The organism is Streptomyces sp. NPDC006314 (genome assembly GCF_040613075.1).
Lineage (GTDB): Bacteria > Actinomycetota > Actinomycetes > Streptomycetales > Streptomycetaceae > Streptomyces.
This window is the reverse complement of record NZ_JBEXRL010000036.1, coordinates 15,932-33,860: the sequence shown is the minus strand read 5'-3', so window position 1 is coordinate 33,860 and position 17,929 is coordinate 15,932. Positions and strand designations below refer to the sequence as shown.

Below are 17,929 nucleotides of genomic sequence, written 5' to 3'. Positions count from 1 at the left end.
ACCCTCGTTGTCCACCTTCGTAGCGGTGCCACGGACCCGGGCGCCGCCCGCGCGCGCCGGCCCCCCCCCCCCACACCGCCGGTACTGGCGACGGTGTACTCCACGTGGGCGGAACGGCTTCCGTCGCTGGTCAGTAGGGTCTGCGGCGGTGCGGTAGCAACCTTGACCGTCGACGGTGAACTCACCGACCCAGGTGGCGCTGAGGTGCACGCCCATCGATCGTGGCGCCCCCATTTCGCGGTCCGCGTGATGCGAAGCCGCTGATCCCACCGTCGAAGGTGCGGCCGTAGGGCGGGGGAACGCAGGACACGCCTGATGAGACGCTGTTCGCGGCCATCATCTACGTGCTGGTCAGCGGCTGCGCCTGGCGGGCTGTGCCGCCCTGTTTCGGGATATCGAAGTCGACCGCGCGCCGCCGGTTCCTGATTTGGTCCCGGGCCGGGGTCTGGGGGCCGCCTGCACGAGGCCGTGCTGCACCGTCTCGAGGACGTCGGCCTCATCGACGTCTCGCGCGTCGTCCTCGACTCCGCCCACGTGCGAGCGAAAAAAGGGAGAGAACACACAGGTCCGAGCCCCGTGGACCGGGGCACGCCGGGTTCCAAGATGCACGTCCTGTCGGACGCGAACGGACTGCCCCTGGTCGTCGGCGTCTCAGCCGCGAACGTCCACGACAGCGAAGGACTGAAGCCAATGGTGGCCGGCCACCACACGAGACACGACCCCTACCGTGGCCGCCACCTCAAGCCCCAACGCCTCCAAATGCGGACAAGGCATACGACGTGTCTCACCAGACCTCGCCCACCTGGTCCCCGCCGTCCCCGCTCAGCGACCGCGAGCGACAGCTGGCGGAGGTGCTGGTCCAGGAAATGATCGGCGTGGACGAAAGCGTGGATCACGACGGGTACGCCCACGCCCTTGAGCAACTGGTCGACGCCGTCATCGCGGGAGAGAAGCCGGCCGAACCGCCTCAGTCCGAGCCTGCCGTCGATCTCACGCGATGCACAGTTCAAGACGGCCGGTCACACCGTCGCCCAGCACCGCCAGGACATCCAGCGGTGTGCTGTCCGGCATCACCAGCTCACCCGGGCGCAGTGCAACCGTCGGAGTGAACGGAGGTGCCGGCCGCGACGCATGCCACCGCCGCTGCGCCGCCGTCCCCAAAAGGCCCTGCCCGTCGGCCACCGTGCACCAGCCGGTTGAACGTCGACGCCGGCGGCAGCGCCACCACACCGGCGCCGTACTCCTCCTCCAGCAGCCACCCCACCCGGCGGCCCTGGGACTCGGACTCGGTGGGCCGGGGGAGGGGCAGCCGGGCGACCAGGGCGGTGCCGTGGCCGGGGTGATTCGATGGTCAGAGTGTGCTTCGAAGGCGCACATGCGGGCGTGTATGGCCGCCAGCCCGAAGCCGCCGTTCTCGGGGTCGGGCGCGGAAGGAGGTGGGGTCGGAACCTCTCCCGTCGTGCTCGCACGGCTCGCCACCACCCGCGACAACCCCGGCGGGGCCAACAGGGGGAGACGAACGACGAGTACGGGCAGGCGGCTAAATTCGTGGTCGTCTTCGCAAGTCCCCACTGCCTGAGGAACTGCCCGTGTCCGAAATACCGCCCCTGGGCGGGCTGAATGCCTCCTATACCCCGGCGCAGATACGACGCAACCGCCTGGTCTTCCTCTGCCTGATCCTTGTCCTCACGGGCATGGTGGCCTTCTGGGCCTTGGGTCCGTACGAAACGAAGGACCAGTCCCCGACGCTCAAGGCCGGCGACTGCTTCCAGAACACCGGGACGGACAAGGAAGCGAAGGCCAAGAAACTCGACTGCACTGACCCGCACGCCGATTACAAGGTCCTGAAGATGGACGAGAACGCAGTCGTCGACACCCTCGCGTGCTCCGACGTCCCGGGCACGACCGGCTCGCTCACCCAGTCAGGCTCCGGAAAGTGGTTCGTCGTCTGCTTCAAGGGCAACGACGAGAAGGGCAAGGAACAGCCGGGCACAGCCCGATCTCGCTGAGCCCTGAGTGCTGGCACCACAGGATTGAGCTGGTGGCCGGGCTGCGGTGATAGGAAGCAGCCCTTCGTCACGGGCTGGCCGTGGGGGCGCCGTTGGAGGACCGGGTACTACTGGTCGCCGCGTACGAGTGGACCGACTGCCCCTGAGGCAACTCGACCTGGGTGAAGAAGGCGGAGAACGACAGCCGGTCGAGCGCGTCGGCTGGGGCGCCGCCCAAGAACCCCGGCCGTCTCTGTGTGAGGACTGCGACCGGCAGGCCGTCACCGACGTACAGCAAGCCCGCCCGGGCGCGCATCGGCAACAAGAGCAGGGCTAGGGCTCTCCCGCTTCCGCAGGTGACGCGACCCGGGCCCGGCTGTCAGCGGCAGCCGGCAGGCTGAACGGACGGACCGTGATGACGAGAAGCTGCTAGGCCGCCGGGTCTACGGCGCCGACCACGACCACCCCGGCCGGCGAACCGACCGGCGCTACGCCGAACTGATCAGCGGCCCGCCGGTCGGCCTGCTGCTCGACATCACCGGCTGGACGCAGGACGTGGCCTGAGACAACGTCAGCTGGCTCCCCGGACGAGGCGACGAGAAGATCCTGCCGATCAAGAGGTCCCCCCAAACACCCACCAAGAAGAAGAGGAACTGGAGTCCTGCGGAAACCCGGCTCCTCCCGTTGGGCTGCGCCGGGATGCCGGCTTTGAGGACGTACCTCGGTCCGGGGCCCGTCGCGGCCGCAGACTGACGCGCAGTGGCGTTCCACCGGTGCATCGAAAATCCCGGGTGGGTACTCTGGGGCCTGTCGTCAGCGGGGTGGTGGCCGGTGGACCCGCGACGTGAGGATCGCACCTACCCGTCCGGGATCGTGTGGCCGATAATTGATCATGTGGGGGACGGACGTGAGCATGGACTGTGCAACGTGCCGGTAAGGGACCGGCTGCCGCCCCACACGAGATGTGGGGGTTGAGTGAGATCATCGGTTACGCCGGCTGCCACCGAGCCGCGCAAGGACAGGTTCGAGTGGTTCTACGAGACATTGTCCAGCGGCCTGATGCCCCTCACGCTCAGCTCCCGGCACACGGCCCACTTCCGTGCGAAGATCACGGACTTGGATCTTGGGGATGTGAGGTTGTCGACCTTCGCCTACTCACCAGTGCTCGGACGCCGCAGCTTGGCCCATGTTCGGCGCGGTGATCCCGAGCAGTTCCAGTTGGCGCTCATTACGCACGGTGCCATCAGGACCTCTCAACGGGGCACCGAATCGGTAGCAGCGCGAGGCAGCCTGGTGCTGACGGATACATCCCGTGCCATGGAAAGTGAGTCAGCCTGCGCTGACGGCTTGGTCAAGGTGGTCCTCTTGCAGATCCCCCGCACGAACCTTCTGCTGGGCTCGGACCGGGTGGACTGCCTCCTGGCTCGGGAGATCCACACCAGTGCAGGGTCGGCAGCGATTCTCGCCGGCTTCCTGCGTACACTTCTCGCCCATGGCCCGCGCTGTGACCCCGAGGAACTGCGCGGGATTGGGTCCATAGCCCTTGACCTGGCCACCACCTGCCTGGCTCAGCAGCTCGGAACCCCTGAACAGGCACCGGCGGAGGCCCGGGCCCAAGAAATGCTGCAGCGGATAACCCGCTTCATCGACAACAACCTGGGTGATCCGGACCTGACCCCGCAGCTGATCGCCGACCGGCACGGCATATCCCTGTCCAGCCTCTACGCCCTCTTCCGTGACCAGCCCGCCAGCGTGGCGGCATGGATCCGCCAACGGCGACTCGAACGAGCTCACGCTGACCTTGCCCGCCGGGATCTGAGTGGTCAGCCCGTCCAGGTGATCGCAGCCCGATGGGGCTTTCCCAGTGCCACCGCATTCAGTCGGACCTTCCGAGAGTCGTACGGGATGACACCCACCGAACATCGCGCGATCGCGTTGCGTGTGGCCTGAGGGTGATGCAGAAGGCCGTGATCACGCAGGCTGGAGCGGCGTCTGGGCGGGAGTTGGTCACGCGGCGAGGGCGAGATGGTGCATGCGGGCGACGGCATGGTGAAGGCTGTCACCTTTGCCTGCAGTCACCGCGGACCTCGTAGGTCTTCCTCCGGGAGGAGGCATGCTCGACGCGCGCGGCCCTTGCGGTGGGCGGCGTTGTCTTCTTCCGCGCCCTTCAGTACTGGCTGTCCGGGGCGTTTGCGGTGCGGCACGATCAGGCCGGTGTTGATGCAGGCGCCGTCGCCGAGCACCGTCGCCCTGTGGCAGTGCTCGGCCGGACCGCAGTCCCGCCAGGCTTTCGCGTCCGCCGTGTTGCGGGGCACGGGGCGGGATCGCCACCACCAGACGGGTCGCGACATCCGCGAAGGCCGGTGCCGTCGGCCGCCACCCTGCGCGCTGTGGGTGGCCCTGCACGTTCGCCGAGAAGCGGTAGTTACGCGAGGAAGCCCCCACCTTCCGGTCACGGACCGGGATGAGGGTGCCGTCCATGATCCACAGCCGTTCGACGCTGTCAGCCGACGCCCGGGCCGGCTCGAGCGGGAGCAGCGGACCGAGCCTTTGGATCACCCGGCACACGGTCGCGGGCGAGACGCCGGACAACGAGGCGAGCCGCCTCATCGTGAGGTAGTAGACCGCCACCAGCGACACCCGCTCGGCCAGCGGCAACCGCCACGGACGACCCCATCCGCAGCCCTCCCCCCGCGTTCCCGGACCGCTTTCAGCGGCCGCCCCAAACTGATCCAAACGCAGGCCGGTGAACGTCTTCACCCACACACGCCCAACCCTCAACGCCCCGCCTGCATACAGCTGTTGAAGGTGGCCCAGCAGCGGCACGATTGCGGGGTCGGCCGTGGACTTGCCGCTTGCCGAGCGGGTGCTGCTGTTGGAGGTGAACTACCGCACGAACCTGACCAATGGCAACTGGGCCCGCTGTTTGGTGTCTCCTACTCCACGGTGTGCCGTGTCATCCAGCGGCCGGGACTGTTGCTCGTGAATCGTGGACCGCATGCTCATCCCGGTCCGCGACCGGGGTGTCGCTGCCTCCAGCCGCAACTACCGGTGTTCCGCGAGCGTGCAGGTCATCGTGGACGCGGACACACGGCTGGTGATCGCGCCAGCCCGTCCGGCGCCGGACACCACAGCAAACGCGCACGCATGGCGGGCATCCGGGCCGAGGGAGCAAACTGCCGTGGCATGACGGTGCTCGGTGACGGCTCTTATCTCAACTGCGGTGTGGCAGTGCCGCATCCCGAACGCCGTGGGGCGGCCTCTCCTTCAGGCTGAAGGAAATGACAACGCCGAGCACCGCAGGGTTCGTGCCCGCGTGGAACACGCCATCGTCCGGAAGCTGCAAAATCCTCCGCAACTGCCGCCAGCGCGGCAACGGCCTCCACCATGCTGTCCAGGCCGTGGCCCACATGCACAACCTCGCCTCGCGTCATGACCATCCGACCCCGCCTGCACGCCCCGATCTGCCCGAGCACACCCCTGTGCAACGCCCTTTCGCACGCATTGCACACAATCTCTGGACACCACGCACATTCACGCATCCCGTGCCAGATTAAAGTCACAAGAGTGCTGGTGACAGCCCGTGGCGTGTGCCGCGCCTTGTCGTGTCAGAAACGGCAGGCAGGGGAGAGGCGAGCATCGTCATGCGTGTGTCGTGCAGGCTGCCTTAACGGGGTTGGGGGTTGTGCGGAGTTGCTGAGTGCTGGTCGGCGGTTCGCTCGGCTGGGTATTGCAGTCGAATGTGAGCGTTGCGACCTCATGCTTGGGGAAACCCGTGCTCCTCCGGCGCAGTTGGGTGTTACTGCGGGGCATTCAGCGCCTTCAATAAGACTCGAAAATCTTGACTGGAAGCATCTTGAATGCAGGTGGCAGGTCGCGACACCTCCGGAGACGCCCTTAACAAGGCCTTGACGTTGCGTGTAATCACGGGAAAAGATGCAAGCTCCCCGGCGCGTGAAATAATTAGATCAGGAGGAATCATTCAATGAGCCCGATAGCTGCGGTGGTCGAAGCGAACGACATCTTCGACCTCGACATCGAGTTTCTCGAGGCCGAAAAGGAGATGCTGCCTCCGATGGCGGCGACCCAGGCCAGCTGCTCCATCGGCTGCAGCAACACCGGTGGCACGTACACCTGCTACTGCTCGTATGTGCCCACTCAGTGCGGCTACTCCTACGGCGTAGCAGGTGCGGCGCCGGCCATGTGTCCGCGCTGCGACTGACACGAGATCGGGCTCCTCGCGGTCTGTCGGCGGGGAGCCCGCACGGCTACCCAATTTCTCAGCGGCCCCGGCCCGCCGCCGACTCTCCGCCTAATTCCCCGGCAGGCACACCCATGACACTCCGACCTGACCGTCCGGTCTGGCAACGGGCGGCCAGAGCTGTCGCTCTGGCAAGAAAGGCCTCCCCCTGGGGGGTTGCACTTTACGTCGGCAGTGGCTTCTGCGGAGCCGCCCTCCCTATTGCCGCGGCATGGCTTACGAAGACGATCCTCGACCAAATCGCCCTCGGTGCGGGCCCATCACCTTGGGCCGGTACGGTGCCGCTCGCCTCCTTGGTGGTAGTCGGCCTGGTTTCGGCAGTGCTTCCTCATGCCAGGAGTTACCTCCAGGAAGAACTGAACCGAGCCATATCGGCTGAGGCGTACGACGAGGTCTACGGGAAGATCAACCGTTTTGTCACGCTGGCCCGGTTCGAGGACCCCCGTTTTCTCGATCGGCTGCGCCTGGCCGAACAGGCTGGCATGTCGGCCCCCAGTGCAGCTGTGACGGCGGCCGTCGGGCTCGTCGCGGGGCTGGTGACTTCAGTGGGCTTCATCGCCTCGCTCAGTGTGCTGAGCCCCCTTCTGGTCGGGGCACTCATCGCCTCAATGGTTCCGACCGTGTTGATGGAACTTACCCTCAGCTCACGGCGTGCTGAGGTCCTGCACCGGATCGCTCCCCTCCAGCGCCGGGAGCTGTTCTACCGAGACGTCATCTCCAACTTCCGGGCGGCGAAGGAGATCCGGCTCTATGGGACAGGGGACTTCTTCCGAGGGCGGATGCTTCAAGACCGGCGACTATCGGACTCGTTCCAGCGGGATCTCGCCCGCAGGGCGCTGCGGGCAGGGGGATTTCTGGGGCTCACCGGTGCCGCTCTGGCCGGCGCGGCACTGACCTGGGCGGTCCACGCTGCCTGGCGTGGCGCTCTTACCGTAGGCGACGTCTCCATGCTGATCTCCGCGGTCGCGGCAGTACAGCTCGCGGTGTCTGGCTTGGCTGAGGCCATCGCCAAGGCGCACAACAGCCTCCTGTTGTTCGACCACTACCTGTTCGTTGTCGATTCCGAGTCCGACGTGGCCGCTCCTACTGCACCGCATCCCGCTGTGGCTCTGCGGCAGGGTATTGAGATCCGGGACGTATGGTTCCGCTACTCGGAGGATGCACCTTGGGTACTGCGCGGGGTCAGCCTTTTCGTTCCACACGGCAGGACCATCGGCCTTGTTGGGAAGTACGGGGCAGGGAAGAGCACCTTGGTCAAGTTGCTCTGCCGCTTCCACGACCCCACACGAGGGGCCATCTACTGGGATGGTGTGGACATCAGGGATATGCCGCCCGAAGATCTTCGGCGGCGGATCGGGGCCGTCTTTCAGGACTTCATGTTCTATGACCTCTCCGCCGGGGAGAATATCGGTATCGGCGACATCAACCACTTGTCCGACGCAACCAAGGTGCGGAGAGCGGCCGAGCGGGCGGGAGCCCACGAAGTCATCTCCGTGCTCCCCTTCGGTTACGAGACGCTGCTCAGCCGGATCTTTTTCAGTGAAGAGGACAAGAACGACCCCAAAACCGGTGTCATGCTGTCAGGCGGGCAATGGCAGCGGGTAGCGTTGGCGCGCGGTCTCATGAGGGAAGACATGGACTTCCTTATTTTGGATGAGCCGACGGCAGGGCTCGACCCGCAGGCCGAAAGAGAGGTAATTTCGCGACTTGCCGAACATCGGACAAGTCGGACCAGCCTCCTGATCACCCATCGCCTCGGATCAATCCGCGATTCAGACAGCATTGCCGTCCTATCGGCCGGTCGGATATCAGAGACCGGCAAACACGCAGATCTGATAGCCGTCGGCGGCGAATATGCCAGACTCTTTTCCATGCAGGCCGACGACTATATGCGATCGTGACTGTTTAGACCTCAATTCCCCTCCAAGGCATTGGGTCGCGCCGTTCCATCGGCCGACCTCTTGCGGAATGAACGAAGGACATGAACGGGAAGATGTTCACGGCGCAGGACCCCGTTTTGGTCCGCCTAGCGGCGGTCTCCCAGAATCGATTGCATGCCACCCTCCCGGGCCTCGACCCTCGGGACGACGCATATAGGTCAAAGCTGACCGACCTTCTGCAAGCCATGTCCTCCGACGCCTTGTTCCGGGAAGCGGTACACGTCTCCAGTCCTCGGCTGGGCAGAGTTTTGGAAGAGGCCTTCGCGGGACGGCAGATGGATGCCAGGAAGGCGGAGCGGTCCGCTCTGTCCGCCCTGCGTTACTTCCTCCGGATGAGCCACCGGCCCACACCGTTCGGGATCATGGCGGGCGTCGCGCTCGGTCATGTCGGCCAGCACACCCGTGCCAGGATCGGAATCAGTCACCGCAAACACGTCAGGGCAGACGCCGGATGGATTGCGGATGTCATGACCCAAGCCCTGGACGACCGGCCCACCAGGAACCGGCTGGTCGTCGTGTGGAACAACCTGTGCACGGTGCGCGGAGACCGGCTCGTCGTGCCGTACACCACGCGAACCGGTTCCCAAGCGGGCAGCCGGAGGTCGAAGGAAATCTCGATCAGGTACACGTCGGCCGTCGCCACCGTGATGGACGCGGCTCGGCAGCGAATCGGCTACCGCCAGCTCATCGAAGTGCTGTGTGCGGAGCACCCCCAGGCATCCGAAGACACGGCCGACGAGATGCTGCACTCCCTACTCAAGAGCGAGGTGCTGCTGACCGAGTTTCACACCGGGCACACGTCGGACGACCTGCTCGGCCGACTGATCGACCTCCTCGCGGGTGCCCAGGCGCCGTACGCGCGGGAGCTGCGGGAGGTCGCCGAGGCGCTGGAACGCTATTCCCGCTCCGCGCCCGCAGCGGGGAGCGACGCGAGGGAACAGGCCATCCGGTCGATGCGAACGGTGCACGCCGATATGGTGAACCCCCTTCAGGTGGATATGAAGTTCGACGCCGAGGTCGTGATCGGGCGTACAGTCGCAGACGAGGCGGAGAAAGCGGCCACGGCGCTGTGGCGGATGTCCCCACGAAGCCGATACGCGCATCTCCGCGACTACTTCACCGCCTTCATGGAGCACTACGGCCCCGACACTGCGGTACCGATCCTCGAACTCCTTGACCCGCATGCGGGCATCGGCGCACCCGAGACCTACGCCTGGCCCGCTACCGGACCTGCGAGTGACCAGGGTGATGCTCCCCTGACCGCCATCGGCCGGACGCGCCGAAGCGTGCTGGCGGATCTGTTGCAGGACTGCCTCGTCAACGGGCATCGGGTGCTGGAACTCGACGACGAACTCGTAGACCGACTGTCCTACCCCGCCGACGAAGACGCCTCCCAATCACTGGACCTCTGCGTACAGGTCCTGGCCTCATCGATCGCAGATGTGGACGAGGGCAAGTTCAGGCTGGTCCTGTCACCAGTAGCCGGGTCGGCGCAGGCGGGCAGCGTCATGGGCCGCTTCGCCGACATGCTCGACGGGACGGCCGCGCTGCGCCGGCTGCTCGTCGACGAAGCAACGTCGGACGACACCATCGTCGCCGACCTGTACTTTCAGCCCGTCGAAGCCAGACTGCGCAACGTGACCCGGGTGCCGCGCATCACGCGGCGGTCGATACCCGTTGGCACTTTCCCTCGCGACGATGACGGCACTGCCCTCGATCTGGCTGACCTCGCCGTGGAGGTGCACCGCGAGCGGCTCCGGCTCGTCTGGGGACCCAATCGAACCCCCGTCACAGTGGTGGTCCCGCACATGCTGAATCTGCCGATGGCGGCGCCGAACGCAGCTCGCCTGATAGCGGAACTCTCTGCGGACAGTGCGCAGCCGTGGCGGAACTGGAACTGGGGAGTCCTTGAGAGCTTCCCCTATCTACCCAGGGTGATGTACGGGCGGACCATCCTCCACCCGGCACGCTGGCTGCCCTCCGACGCCATGAGGGACGGCAAGAGAAGCTGGTGCGACTGGCTCGACGAGTTGAGAACCTGGCAGGCTCGCCGAAACGTTCCCCACCGGGTCAGGGTCGTCGTCTCCGACCGGTACCTTGACCTGGACCTGCGCGAGCTCCTGCACTGCAAACTGTTGAGGTCGGAGTTGACTAAGCACCTGGACGCGCAGGTGTTCGAGTCCTGTGTGGCGGAGGGGGACTTCGACTGGATCGGCGGCCACGCCAACGAATTGGTGATTCCCCTCAAGAGGAACGGGAACGCGTTCGCCGCCCCGAATACCCGGATTCGAAGGACTGCCGAGGCGGCGCCTGTCCTGCTCCGGCACGGCACAAGCACCGTCCAGCCCGGTGGCGAGTGGCTCTACCTGAAGGTGTATGCGGTCGCAGGAACGCACGACCGCATCCTCGCCGTCGACCTCCCGCGACTGCTGGCTTCCTGTCAGGCGAAGGTCGATCGCTGGTTCTACATCAGGTACGCCGATCCCGAGCCGCACCTGCGTATCCGGCTACACGGGAAGCCGAATACGATACGCGCGCAGGTCACCGCAGCGGTCCACGAATGGTCGAGCGACCTCGTCGCCAGGCGGCTCGCCCGAAGCACCTCCATGGAGGCCTACCGGCCGGAGCTGGCGCGGTACGGAGGGGCCGCGCTGATGACCACCGCGGAGAAATTCTTCCACGCGGACAGCGAGATCGTGGTCTCGCAGCTGCAAACGAGGACCGCGGGTCGCCTTCCCGTCGATGACGAGACCTTGGCCGCAGCGAATTTTCTGGGGCTTCTGCAGGCGTTCGGCAATTGGGACTGGAACAGATGGATCGTCGGCGCCTATCCGAAGGCATCAACGCCGAGAAGCAAGTTGCCTGCGCCTGAGCATCTCGCACTCCTGGACCCATCGGGAGCCTGGACCGATCTCTCGGCGTCGGCCGCCGGGGCGTCCGTCGTCGCCAGCTGGGCGCACTGGGAGCCATCCGCAGTTGCGTATGCTCGGTCCCTGATCCCCTCTGACGGCCCGACCCCGCTGGGTACCCGCGTCCTAAAGAGTCTTCTCCACATGAACTTCAACAGACTCTTCGGGATCAACCGTGAGGCCGAGGTCCGCGCATGCGGGATCATGCGCAATGCGGCCTGGTCCCACCTCGAGAGAAGCAGGTGACCGATGTCCGCACTCCGATCCGTGGCGGCCGACTTGGTCGTCGACGTAGCCAAGAAGATGACCGACCCGAGGGCGCTGGAGAAAGTCGCCCTCACGAGTGGGGGGCGGATCCCCTCCGACGAGGGTGATAGCCGTCCGATGTGGGACCCGATGTCCCTGGCCAACGGATTTCCAGGCGTTACTCTTCTCTTCGCCGAACTGGGTCACCACGACCCCTACTTCCGCACGGTCACCCACGACTACCTGACGGCGGCAGGACGGCACGCAGTTCACGCGTCGACAGGCGGACTGTATTCGGGACTGACCGCGTTCGCTTTCTCGGCTCGAGCAGCTACCGTCCGACCGGGAGACTACGCGGTACTGCGCTCACGAACGGACCAGAGAATCGGCGACTTCGCGGCGTCCTTCTCCCGTCACCGCGTAAGCACCTTGCCAGACGCCTCACAACGCCGGAAATTCCATGATTTCGACGTTATCAGTGGAATGTCCGGCGTCGGTCGCCACCTGCTTGAAGCGGGCCCGCAACAGGCGCCCGCACTCGCCGAGGTGCTGACATATCTGACGGAACTGACCCTGCCCCGCCCGCACCACGACGGACTCGTGCTGCCGGGCTGGTGGGTCGATCACGGAATGGACTTCGAGGATGATACCCCTGGAGGGCACGGCAATTTCGGTCTGGCACATGGGATCACCGGCCCGCTTGCTCTGCTCTCACTGGCATGGCAGCGGGGTCACCGGAGCGACAGCGCGCATGGAGCTGTCCACCGGATCGTTGAGTGGCTATACCAGTGGCAGCAGTCCGACTCGTACGGAGTTTTCTGGCCGACCGGCATCCAGGTCCAAGACCTCGTCGGGGCCCCGGGGACCAGCACCACCGCCACGCGCCCGTCCTGGTGCTACGGCACACCAGGAATCGCGAACGCGCTGAGACTGGCCGGCACTGCCTTGGGGGAGGAAAGCTGGATCGACACCGCACATGCCGCACTGCAGGCTGCCGCCGCACGAAGCCGCACAGCACCGGAGATGAGCCAGCCGGGCCTCTGCCATGGACTGGCTGGCCTCCTCGTTGGGCTCGAGGTATTTCGTCGGGAACGTCCGAGTAACGTGCTCGACGAATCCGTTGAGGCCACCGTCCAGGACATCATGCGCAGACATCAGCCGACTGAACCCTTCGGGTTCACCGTCCCTCAAGACGCTTCCGGACTCCGCCTGGACCACCCCGGCTTCCTGGATGGAGTTACCGGGTTGTTGCTGGCCCTGTGGATGTACGCCACGCACGAGCCACCGCGGTCAGGTTGGGAGGCGGCCCTCATGATGTCCTGGTGACCAGCACGGATCCTCCCCGCCACACGAGTGATCCGGGCATGCAATTCATTGCACGTCACCCCCGGTGCCTGCGGTGCGGCCTCGGTAACCTCGCGATCCGACACATTCCCCTGGGACGGACGAGGCGCCGATGAATCAGCAATTGACTTGTGCGGAGGCTACCCCGAACTCAAGGCTCGACTGCCAGCCGCCGCTAACCGATCGAAACCCACTCGTTCACATACTCATTCCTACACATCCTGAGGTGGATCTGATGACGAAGAAGCCCGCCCGTTTCCTGTCTCTCACAGCCGCGATCTCCGCCCTCTCTTTCGGCGCCGCGTTGCTGGGGACCGGAACCGCGAACGCCTCCGCGTCTTACATCAAGTACATAGACACCTACCCGACCTACTCCACGTGCGTTGATGTCGGCCAGTCCTACCAGCGGGAAGGCTTCCGTGACTACGACTGCCTCGTCGAGACGGGGGGATGGCAGCTCTGGCTTCGCTACTGACGAGTGCCCCGCGCGCTTGGGTTGTTCGCCAGTCCTTGTCTTCGCTTCTCCGGTGTATCGGTGCGGCCTGCGGGGCTGGGGTTACCACGGTGGTAGGCGGGGGTGCATGAAGGGGAGGCCACTGGCCTCCCCTTGTGTGTGCCGGGGCGTGCGCCGATAAGCGTTCTGTCGGTGCCCTTGACTCTTTGGTTGCGCCGGGTAGTCCACTGCAGACACCGTGTACGGATGATCGACACCACCCTCAGCTACCTGCTGGGCCCGGAGCAGACCATCGTGGTGCCCGGTGCCGAGCACGCCGACGAGGGCGAGAAGGCCACCCCGGAAGCTGTGGCGGCGGCCGACCTGCAGGAGCGGCTGCGCTCGTGGGCGGACCAGGAGCTGTTGCCGCTGCGTGTCCAGCAGGCCGAACGGTGCGCGGTGCGCTGCGGTGACGGCGTCTACACCCTGGCGTGGGAGCCGGCGAAGTGACGTGTGCTGCTGCGCACCTACGACCCGGGCTGGTACTTCCCCGAGTGGAACGAGGGCGAGCAAGACGCCCAGGAGTACCCGCGGCGCGTGCACTTCGCGTGGGAGCTGCCCGCCGACCCGGTGCGCGGCCTGAAGGACCGGGTGCGGCGCATCACCTACGAGCTGGGCCCGATCGGCCCTGCCCCGGAGCCCGGCCGTACCGCCGATGGGCGGGCGATCCGTGAGCAGGTCGCCGGCGCGGACGGCGACCCGACGTTGATCGTCGGCGACACCCGCGATCCGCTCACCGGCACCGTGACCCGCATCTATCCGTGGGCGCCCGGCCAGCCGTCGGCGACGACCTGCTACCTCACCGACGCCGAATGGCTGCTGGAAGACATCGGCTCTGCCCACGACGTGTTCAGCCTGCCCCTCGGCAAGGCCACCTACCGGGTGCGCTCCGACGGCCAAGTCCTCGATCGCCTCGACCTGATGGTCGACTTCGTCCCCGTGGTCCACGTCCCGAACTCCATCCCGGACGTCGGCGAGCACTGGGGGAAGTCGACACTGGCCGGCGTGCTGCAGCTGCTGGACGAGCTGCAGGCCACCGACACCGACAGCGCGTCCGCGTCCTCGACCACCGGCACACCGATCGTGGCCCTCGCCGGGGCGCGCCTGCCCATCGACCGGGCAACCGGCCAGCCCCTGCCGGTACGGGTGGAGGCGGGCACGGTGTGGCAGCTCACCGACAACGGCCGCATGGACACCCTGGACACCTCCGCGCAGCTCGCCGAACTCCGCCAGCGCGTCGACCACCTCCTCGACCGGATGGCCGCCAACACCCGCCTCACCGCGGCCGGGCTCGGCAGCCTCGACCCGGCGAAGCTGCCCAACGGCTACAGCCTGCAGATCGCCCTCGGCCCGCTCGACTCCCTCGTCGCCGGGATGCGGCTGGCCCGCGACCACAAGTACCAGCTGCTGCTGCGCATGGTGCAGCGCCTGCACCAGGCCGGGCAGGAGTGGCCCGCCGGCGAGTCCCTGCCTGCACGTCTCGTGTGGGGGGCGCACACCCCCACCGACCGCACCACCGTCCTCAACGACGTCGTGCAGGGCTACGAGGCGAACGTGTTCTCCTTGTAGACCGCGGTGTGCATGCTGCAAGAGGCCGGATACCCCATCGACGACATCGCCGAGGAGATCGAGCGCATCCAGAAGCGGGCCTTCGGCCAGGCCGCCCGCCTCGCCGACGCCACCGGCGACAACGGCGCCGTGCGCGAGTACCTGGGCCTGCCCGAGGCTGACCCGACGCCCACCGTGCCGCTGGTGCAGGCGCCCGCTGCGCAGGGGACTCTCACCAGCCCGCCGCAGGCGCAGCCGCTGCCGCCCGCACCACTGCAGCCGGCCGGCAAGACCGGGATCATCGGCGAGGCCGCCCCTGGCCCGCGCTGACCACCAACCTCGCGCAGACTGGAGGCCACTGGCGTATCACATTCCCTCGTGGTGGAACGGCACCAAATACAAGGACGGCCCGGGCGGCAACATGAAGGTTTCCGTCGTGAGAGCCGGAACCATCTCTGCTGAAATCGCGGGCAGCGGAGAGTGGTCAGCGGGGGCGATACTCGCGAAGGCTAAGACCACCATCAGCGTAAAGGTCACGGGCGGGGTGACCGTCACAACCGGCCACGAATACAACCGTGACGTTACCAGGAACAAATACGGTCACCTGCAGTACGGTTCCTGGGGTTACAAGACCACCTGGAAGAAGTACCGGTCCAGCGGCAGGAACTGTGACACCCGCGTCGAACTCGCTCATGGAAAGGCTACGCTGCCCACGACCGAGACCGGCTGGAAGTACTGGGAGACATCGTTATGACCCATGTGACCGCACGGAGATGGATCGCTGGATGCACCATAGCGGCGTCGGTGTTCCTCCTTGCCTCGTGTACGTCGGATGCCGGTGACGGGAAGGTTGCAAAGAGGTCCTCGACGCCCACTGCAACTTCCTCCCGGGAGGCAGAAGGGTCCTCAGAGCAGCGCCTGACCAAGCAGGCCCAGGCCGCCCTCGCTGCCGTTCGGACCGGGCGGACACTCGAGGGTGGCGCGGAACGTCTGACGGACGGCATCCACACCGAACCCACCCTGCAGGCGGGCAAGACCTACAAACTCCAACTGGTCTGCGTCGGTCACGGCACAGGGCAGCTGAGTTTCAAGCCGACCGGTACTGGTACACCGGCCAAGGTGCCTTGTGATCAGTCGGTGGTCCAGCAGCGGGTCCGGGCAGGCAAGCAGCTCCACATTGACGTCGACGCTACGCAAGGATCGAACGGCGCGCTGGCCTGGCAGATCAACTCCCTCTGATCCAGCGGCCCCCGACGACGCCACGACGTTCGCCTTCCAGAAGCTGCTCGCCGAACGGCGGGCGACGGCTACAGGGGAGTACACGACGCGGGACTCTGGCCAGTCTGGCGTATGGCTGCGCTGTTACTTGGACCTGCGCCAGGAACTCACCACCGCCGCCTTGGCCGGCCCGCCCATGGAACCGACCAGGGCTTGGCCCTGACTCAAGGCAAGGGGCCGCTTGCGCCAGAAAGCAGCACCTCCTGGACGTCGACGTCCCTGCGGATGCGGTGAGGACGAGCCGGGTGCCGCTACCGTCCAGCCTTGCCGCGGGCGACATCGACGTCGACTTCCAAGCCGACAACCGGCGACCAGGACGTCATCGAGGGTGCGCTGCGTTCTCGAGCCTGCCGAGAACGCCCACCCCGTCCATGGATGCGTGCCGCGCGGCGGGGCCAGCTGATTGGCCACGGCGCAGCCGTGTGCCGTGGGGGCGCTGTGGCTACACTGCGGCGCGCGGGCGCTGCTGCTGGAGGACGGATCCGCATGGACAGGCTGCTGCCCGACCCCCGTACGCCCGTCGGTTACCGGCGTGACGGCCGCCCCATCTTTCCCATCCTGGGCGCGGACCCCACCGACCCGTCCAACCAGCAGATACCGGCCGCGCCGCCCGCCGACCCGGCCGCGCCGCCGGCGGGAGCGCAGCAGGGCCTCGACCAGGACGCGCTGAACCGGCTGCTGGCCCGCGAGAAGCAGCAGGGCGAACGGGCGGCCGTGCGCAAGCTCGTCGAGCAGCTGGGCTTCTCGAAGGCCGACGACCTGACCGCTTTCGTGCGGCAGCAGCGCGAAGCAGAGCAGGCGTCCCTGTCCGAGCTGGAGCGCCGCGAGCAGGCCGCCGACGAGCGGGAGGCCAACGCGGTGCAGCGGGAGGCGCAGGCCATCGCCCGTGAGCGAGCCGCGGTACGCCGTGCCGTCCTCGTGGGCCTCGGCGCGACGGGTGCAGATCTGGCCGACGCCGAACTGCTCCTCGCCGTGGAAGACGACGCCGACGAGACGGCGCTGGCCGAGGCCGCTGCCGCGCTGAAGACGGGCAGGCCCGAACTGTTCGGGGGCTCCACCACCGTGGTCCCGGCCCCGGCACCTGGTGGCTCTCCCGCAGGCGGGCCGCCGGCGCGTGGCGCGAGCATCCCCAAGCCCGGCTCGCACGACGCGGACATGGCCCGTCAGCGCGGCTTCCTGACTTCCTGAACCTCCCACCGGCGGGTCAAGGTCGGACGTACGGGGACCACGCCCTCTCCCTCTCGTGGACGACGCCACCACCCGGTGAGCGGACGATCACCGCTTCGTCGCGTCCACGGAAGGACCCATGACCGTTCAGCCGGTCACAACCCCCCAGACCCTGACGGCCGACCGGTCCTGGCTGCAGAGCATGCACGGCACCGATGCGGTCGACTCGATCACCCTCGACATGTCCACCTTCACGTCGGCACGCACTACAAGCCGTCGACGGACACGGACATCCCCTACTCGCGGTTCCTGTCCGGCATCCCCGTCGGCAAGATCACTGCTTCTGGCTTGTACGGCCTCTACCAGACTGGCGCCGCGGACGGCCGGCAGAACCTGGCCGGGTTCGTCTTCGCCGAGGTGCTGTTCGCGCCGGGCCAGACGAAGGTTCCGGCCGCGCTGCTGTGGCACGGCTCGGTGATCACAGCGAAGCTCCCCGTCGCCGTCACCCAACAGGCTGTCATCGTCGCTCGGTGCCATGTGGAGCTGTTTGCTTCGGAACGGTTCGGCACCACGGCCGGGCCCGCCGGCTCAGGAGGACCCGGATGAAGTCGACGCGCATGCGCATGGCCCGCGCCGTCGTACCCACCGTTGCGCTGGGTGCCCTGATGGCGTCCAACACCGGAACCGCCTCGGCGGCGACCACCTGGTGGTACAGCGGCGGCCCCCACGGCAGCGGCGCCGCCGCCACCTTCCGC

Annotated in this window: 16 protein-coding genes and 3 pseudogenes; 17 read left to right on the top strand and 2 right to left on the bottom strand. The window is 66.7% G+C overall.

The genetic code is table 11. The features are described from left to right. Nucleotides 1–218: 218 nt before the first annotated feature. Together ABZ079_RS35620 and ABZ079_RS35615 are read left to right on the top strand one after the other, a co-directional pair. A pseudogene (locus tag ABZ079_RS35620) lies at nucleotides 219–756 on the top strand (IS5 family transposase); the annotation flags it as partial. Nucleotides 757–1,589: 833 nt separating this feature from the next. Continuing rightward, nucleotides 1,590–2,009 (top strand): hypothetical protein, encoded by a 420-nt coding sequence (locus tag ABZ079_RS35615; protein ID WP_356943582.1) that lies wholly within the window; start codon nucleotides 1,590–1,592, stop codon nucleotides 2,007–2,009. Nucleotides 2,010–2,076: 67 nt separating this feature from the next. Here the strand turns inward: ABZ079_RS35615 and ABZ079_RS35610 are convergent, their stop codons facing one another. Then, a complete protein-coding gene (locus ABZ079_RS35610) occupies nucleotides 2,077–2,226 on the bottom strand; it encodes a hypothetical protein (protein ID WP_356943581.1) in 150 nt (49 codons plus the stop codon). A 737-nt stretch (nucleotides 2,227–2,963) separates the two neighbouring features. Between ABZ079_RS35610 and ABZ079_RS35605 the strand changes: the two genes are divergently transcribed. Then, nucleotides 2,964–3,938, top strand: a complete 975-nt coding sequence (locus ABZ079_RS35605) for a helix-turn-helix domain-containing protein (protein ID WP_356943580.1) — start codon at nucleotides 2,964–2,966, stop codon at nucleotides 3,936–3,938. A gap of 57 nt (nucleotides 3,939–3,995) precedes the next feature. On the opposite strand, the pseudogene ABZ079_RS35600 reads toward ABZ079_RS35605, so the two are convergent. Next, nucleotides 3,996–4,787, bottom strand: a pseudogene (locus tag ABZ079_RS35600) (IS5/IS1182 family transposase). 49 nt (nucleotides 4,788–4,836) lie between these two features. On the opposite strand from ABZ079_RS35600, the pseudogene ABZ079_RS35595 reads away from it, so the two are divergent. From ABZ079_RS35595 to ABZ079_RS35530, 14 genes and pseudogenes are all read left to right on the top strand, one after another. Further along, nucleotides 4,837–5,413 (top strand): annotated as a pseudogene (locus ABZ079_RS35595) (transposase family protein); the annotation flags it as partial. 560 nt (nucleotides 5,414–5,973) lie between these two features. Next, the gene (locus tag ABZ079_RS35590) at nucleotides 5,974–6,210 is read left to right on the top strand and encodes a hypothetical protein (RefSeq protein WP_356943579.1); all 237 of its coding nucleotides are present in this window, start codon (nucleotides 5,974–5,976) and stop codon (nucleotides 6,208–6,210) included. A 317-nt stretch (nucleotides 6,211–6,527) separates the two neighbouring features. Continuing rightward, nucleotides 6,528–8,150 (top strand): ABC transporter ATP-binding protein, encoded by a 1,623-nt coding sequence (locus ABZ079_RS35585; RefSeq protein WP_356943578.1) that lies wholly within the window; start codon nucleotides 6,528–6,530, stop codon nucleotides 8,148–8,150. Nucleotides 8,151–8,230: 80 nt separating this feature from the next. Next, on the top strand, nucleotides 8,231–11,344 hold the full coding sequence (locus ABZ079_RS35580; RefSeq protein WP_356943577.1) for a lantibiotic dehydratase: 3,114 nt from the start codon (nucleotides 8,231–8,233) through the stop codon (nucleotides 11,342–11,344). A gap of 150 nt (nucleotides 11,345–11,494) precedes the next feature. Next, nucleotides 11,495–12,670 (top strand): lanthionine synthetase C family protein, encoded by a 1,176-nt coding sequence (locus ABZ079_RS35575; protein ID WP_356943576.1) that lies wholly within the window; start codon nucleotides 11,495–11,497, stop codon nucleotides 12,668–12,670. Between the two features lie 253 nt (nucleotides 12,671–12,923). Continuing rightward, the gene (locus ABZ079_RS35570; RefSeq protein ID WP_356943575.1) at nucleotides 12,924–13,163 is read left to right on the top strand and encodes a hypothetical protein; all 240 of its coding nucleotides are present in this window, start codon (nucleotides 12,924–12,926) and stop codon (nucleotides 13,161–13,163) included. Between the two features lie 225 nt (nucleotides 13,164–13,388). Further along, complete coding sequence (locus ABZ079_RS35565) at nucleotides 13,389–13,631, top strand: hypothetical protein (protein ID WP_356943574.1); 243 nt, start codon at nucleotides 13,389–13,391, stop codon at nucleotides 13,629–13,631. 3 nt (nucleotides 13,632–13,634) lie between these two features. Then, nucleotides 13,635–14,750: a hypothetical protein gene (locus tag ABZ079_RS35560; protein WP_356943573.1), complete on the top strand. Its 1,116-nt coding sequence runs from the start codon at nucleotides 13,635–13,637 to the stop codon at nucleotides 14,748–14,750. Nucleotides 14,751–14,762: 12 nt separating this feature from the next. Then, the gene (locus tag ABZ079_RS35555; protein ID WP_356943572.1) at nucleotides 14,763–15,059 is read left to right on the top strand and encodes a hypothetical protein; all 297 of its coding nucleotides are present in this window, start codon (nucleotides 14,763–14,765) and stop codon (nucleotides 15,057–15,059) included. Between the two features lie 106 nt (nucleotides 15,060–15,165). Continuing rightward, the gene (locus tag ABZ079_RS35550) at nucleotides 15,166–15,483 is read left to right on the top strand and encodes a hypothetical protein (RefSeq protein WP_356943571.1); all 318 of its coding nucleotides are present in this window, start codon (nucleotides 15,166–15,168) and stop codon (nucleotides 15,481–15,483) included. Between the two features lie 50 nt (nucleotides 15,484–15,533). Beyond that, nucleotides 15,534–15,968 carry a hypothetical protein gene (locus tag ABZ079_RS35545; RefSeq protein WP_356943586.1) on the top strand — a complete coding sequence of 145 codons (435 nt, stop codon included), beginning with the start codon at nucleotides 15,534–15,536 and terminating at the stop codon, nucleotides 15,966–15,968. After that, a complete protein-coding gene (locus tag ABZ079_RS35540; protein WP_356943570.1) occupies nucleotides 15,856–16,170 on the top strand; it encodes a DUF6207 family protein in 315 nt (104 codons plus the stop codon). Before ABZ079_RS35545 ends, ABZ079_RS35540 begins: the two co-directional genes overlap by 113 nt. A gap of 323 nt (nucleotides 16,171–16,493) precedes the next feature. Further along, complete coding sequence (locus ABZ079_RS35535; protein WP_356943569.1) at nucleotides 16,494–17,195, top strand: hypothetical protein; 702 nt, start codon at nucleotides 16,494–16,496, stop codon at nucleotides 17,193–17,195. 327 nt (nucleotides 17,196–17,522) lie between these two features. Continuing rightward, nucleotides 17,523–17,780: a hypothetical protein gene (locus ABZ079_RS35530; RefSeq protein ID WP_356943568.1), complete on the top strand. Its 258-nt coding sequence runs from the start codon at nucleotides 17,523–17,525 to the stop codon at nucleotides 17,778–17,780. Nucleotides 17,781–17,929: the final 149 nt, after the last annotated feature.

Coding starts and splice junctions, on each gene's coding strand:
- ABZ079_RS35590 (WP_356943579.1), top strand. CDS start 5,974: ATGAGCCCGATAGCTGCGGTGGTCGAAGCGAACGACATCTTCGACCTC.
- ABZ079_RS35580 (WP_356943577.1), top strand. CDS start 8,231: ATGAACGGGAAGATGTTCACGGCGCAGGACCCCGTTTTGGTCCGCCTA.
- ABZ079_RS35575 (WP_356943576.1), top strand. CDS start 11,495: ATGTCCCTGGCCAACGGATTTCCAGGCGTTACTCTTCTCTTCGCCGAA.
- ABZ079_RS35570 (WP_356943575.1), top strand. CDS start 12,924: ATGACGAAGAAGCCCGCCCGTTTCCTGTCTCTCACAGCCGCGATCTCC.
- ABZ079_RS35565 (WP_356943574.1), top strand. CDS start 13,389: ATGATCGACACCACCCTCAGCTACCTGCTGGGCCCGGAGCAGACCATC.
- ABZ079_RS35555 (WP_356943572.1), top strand. CDS start 14,763: ATGCTGCAAGAGGCCGGATACCCCATCGACGACATCGCCGAGGAGATC.
- ABZ079_RS35535 (WP_356943569.1), top strand. CDS start 16,494: ATGGACAGGCTGCTGCCCGACCCCCGTACGCCCGTCGGTTACCGGCGT.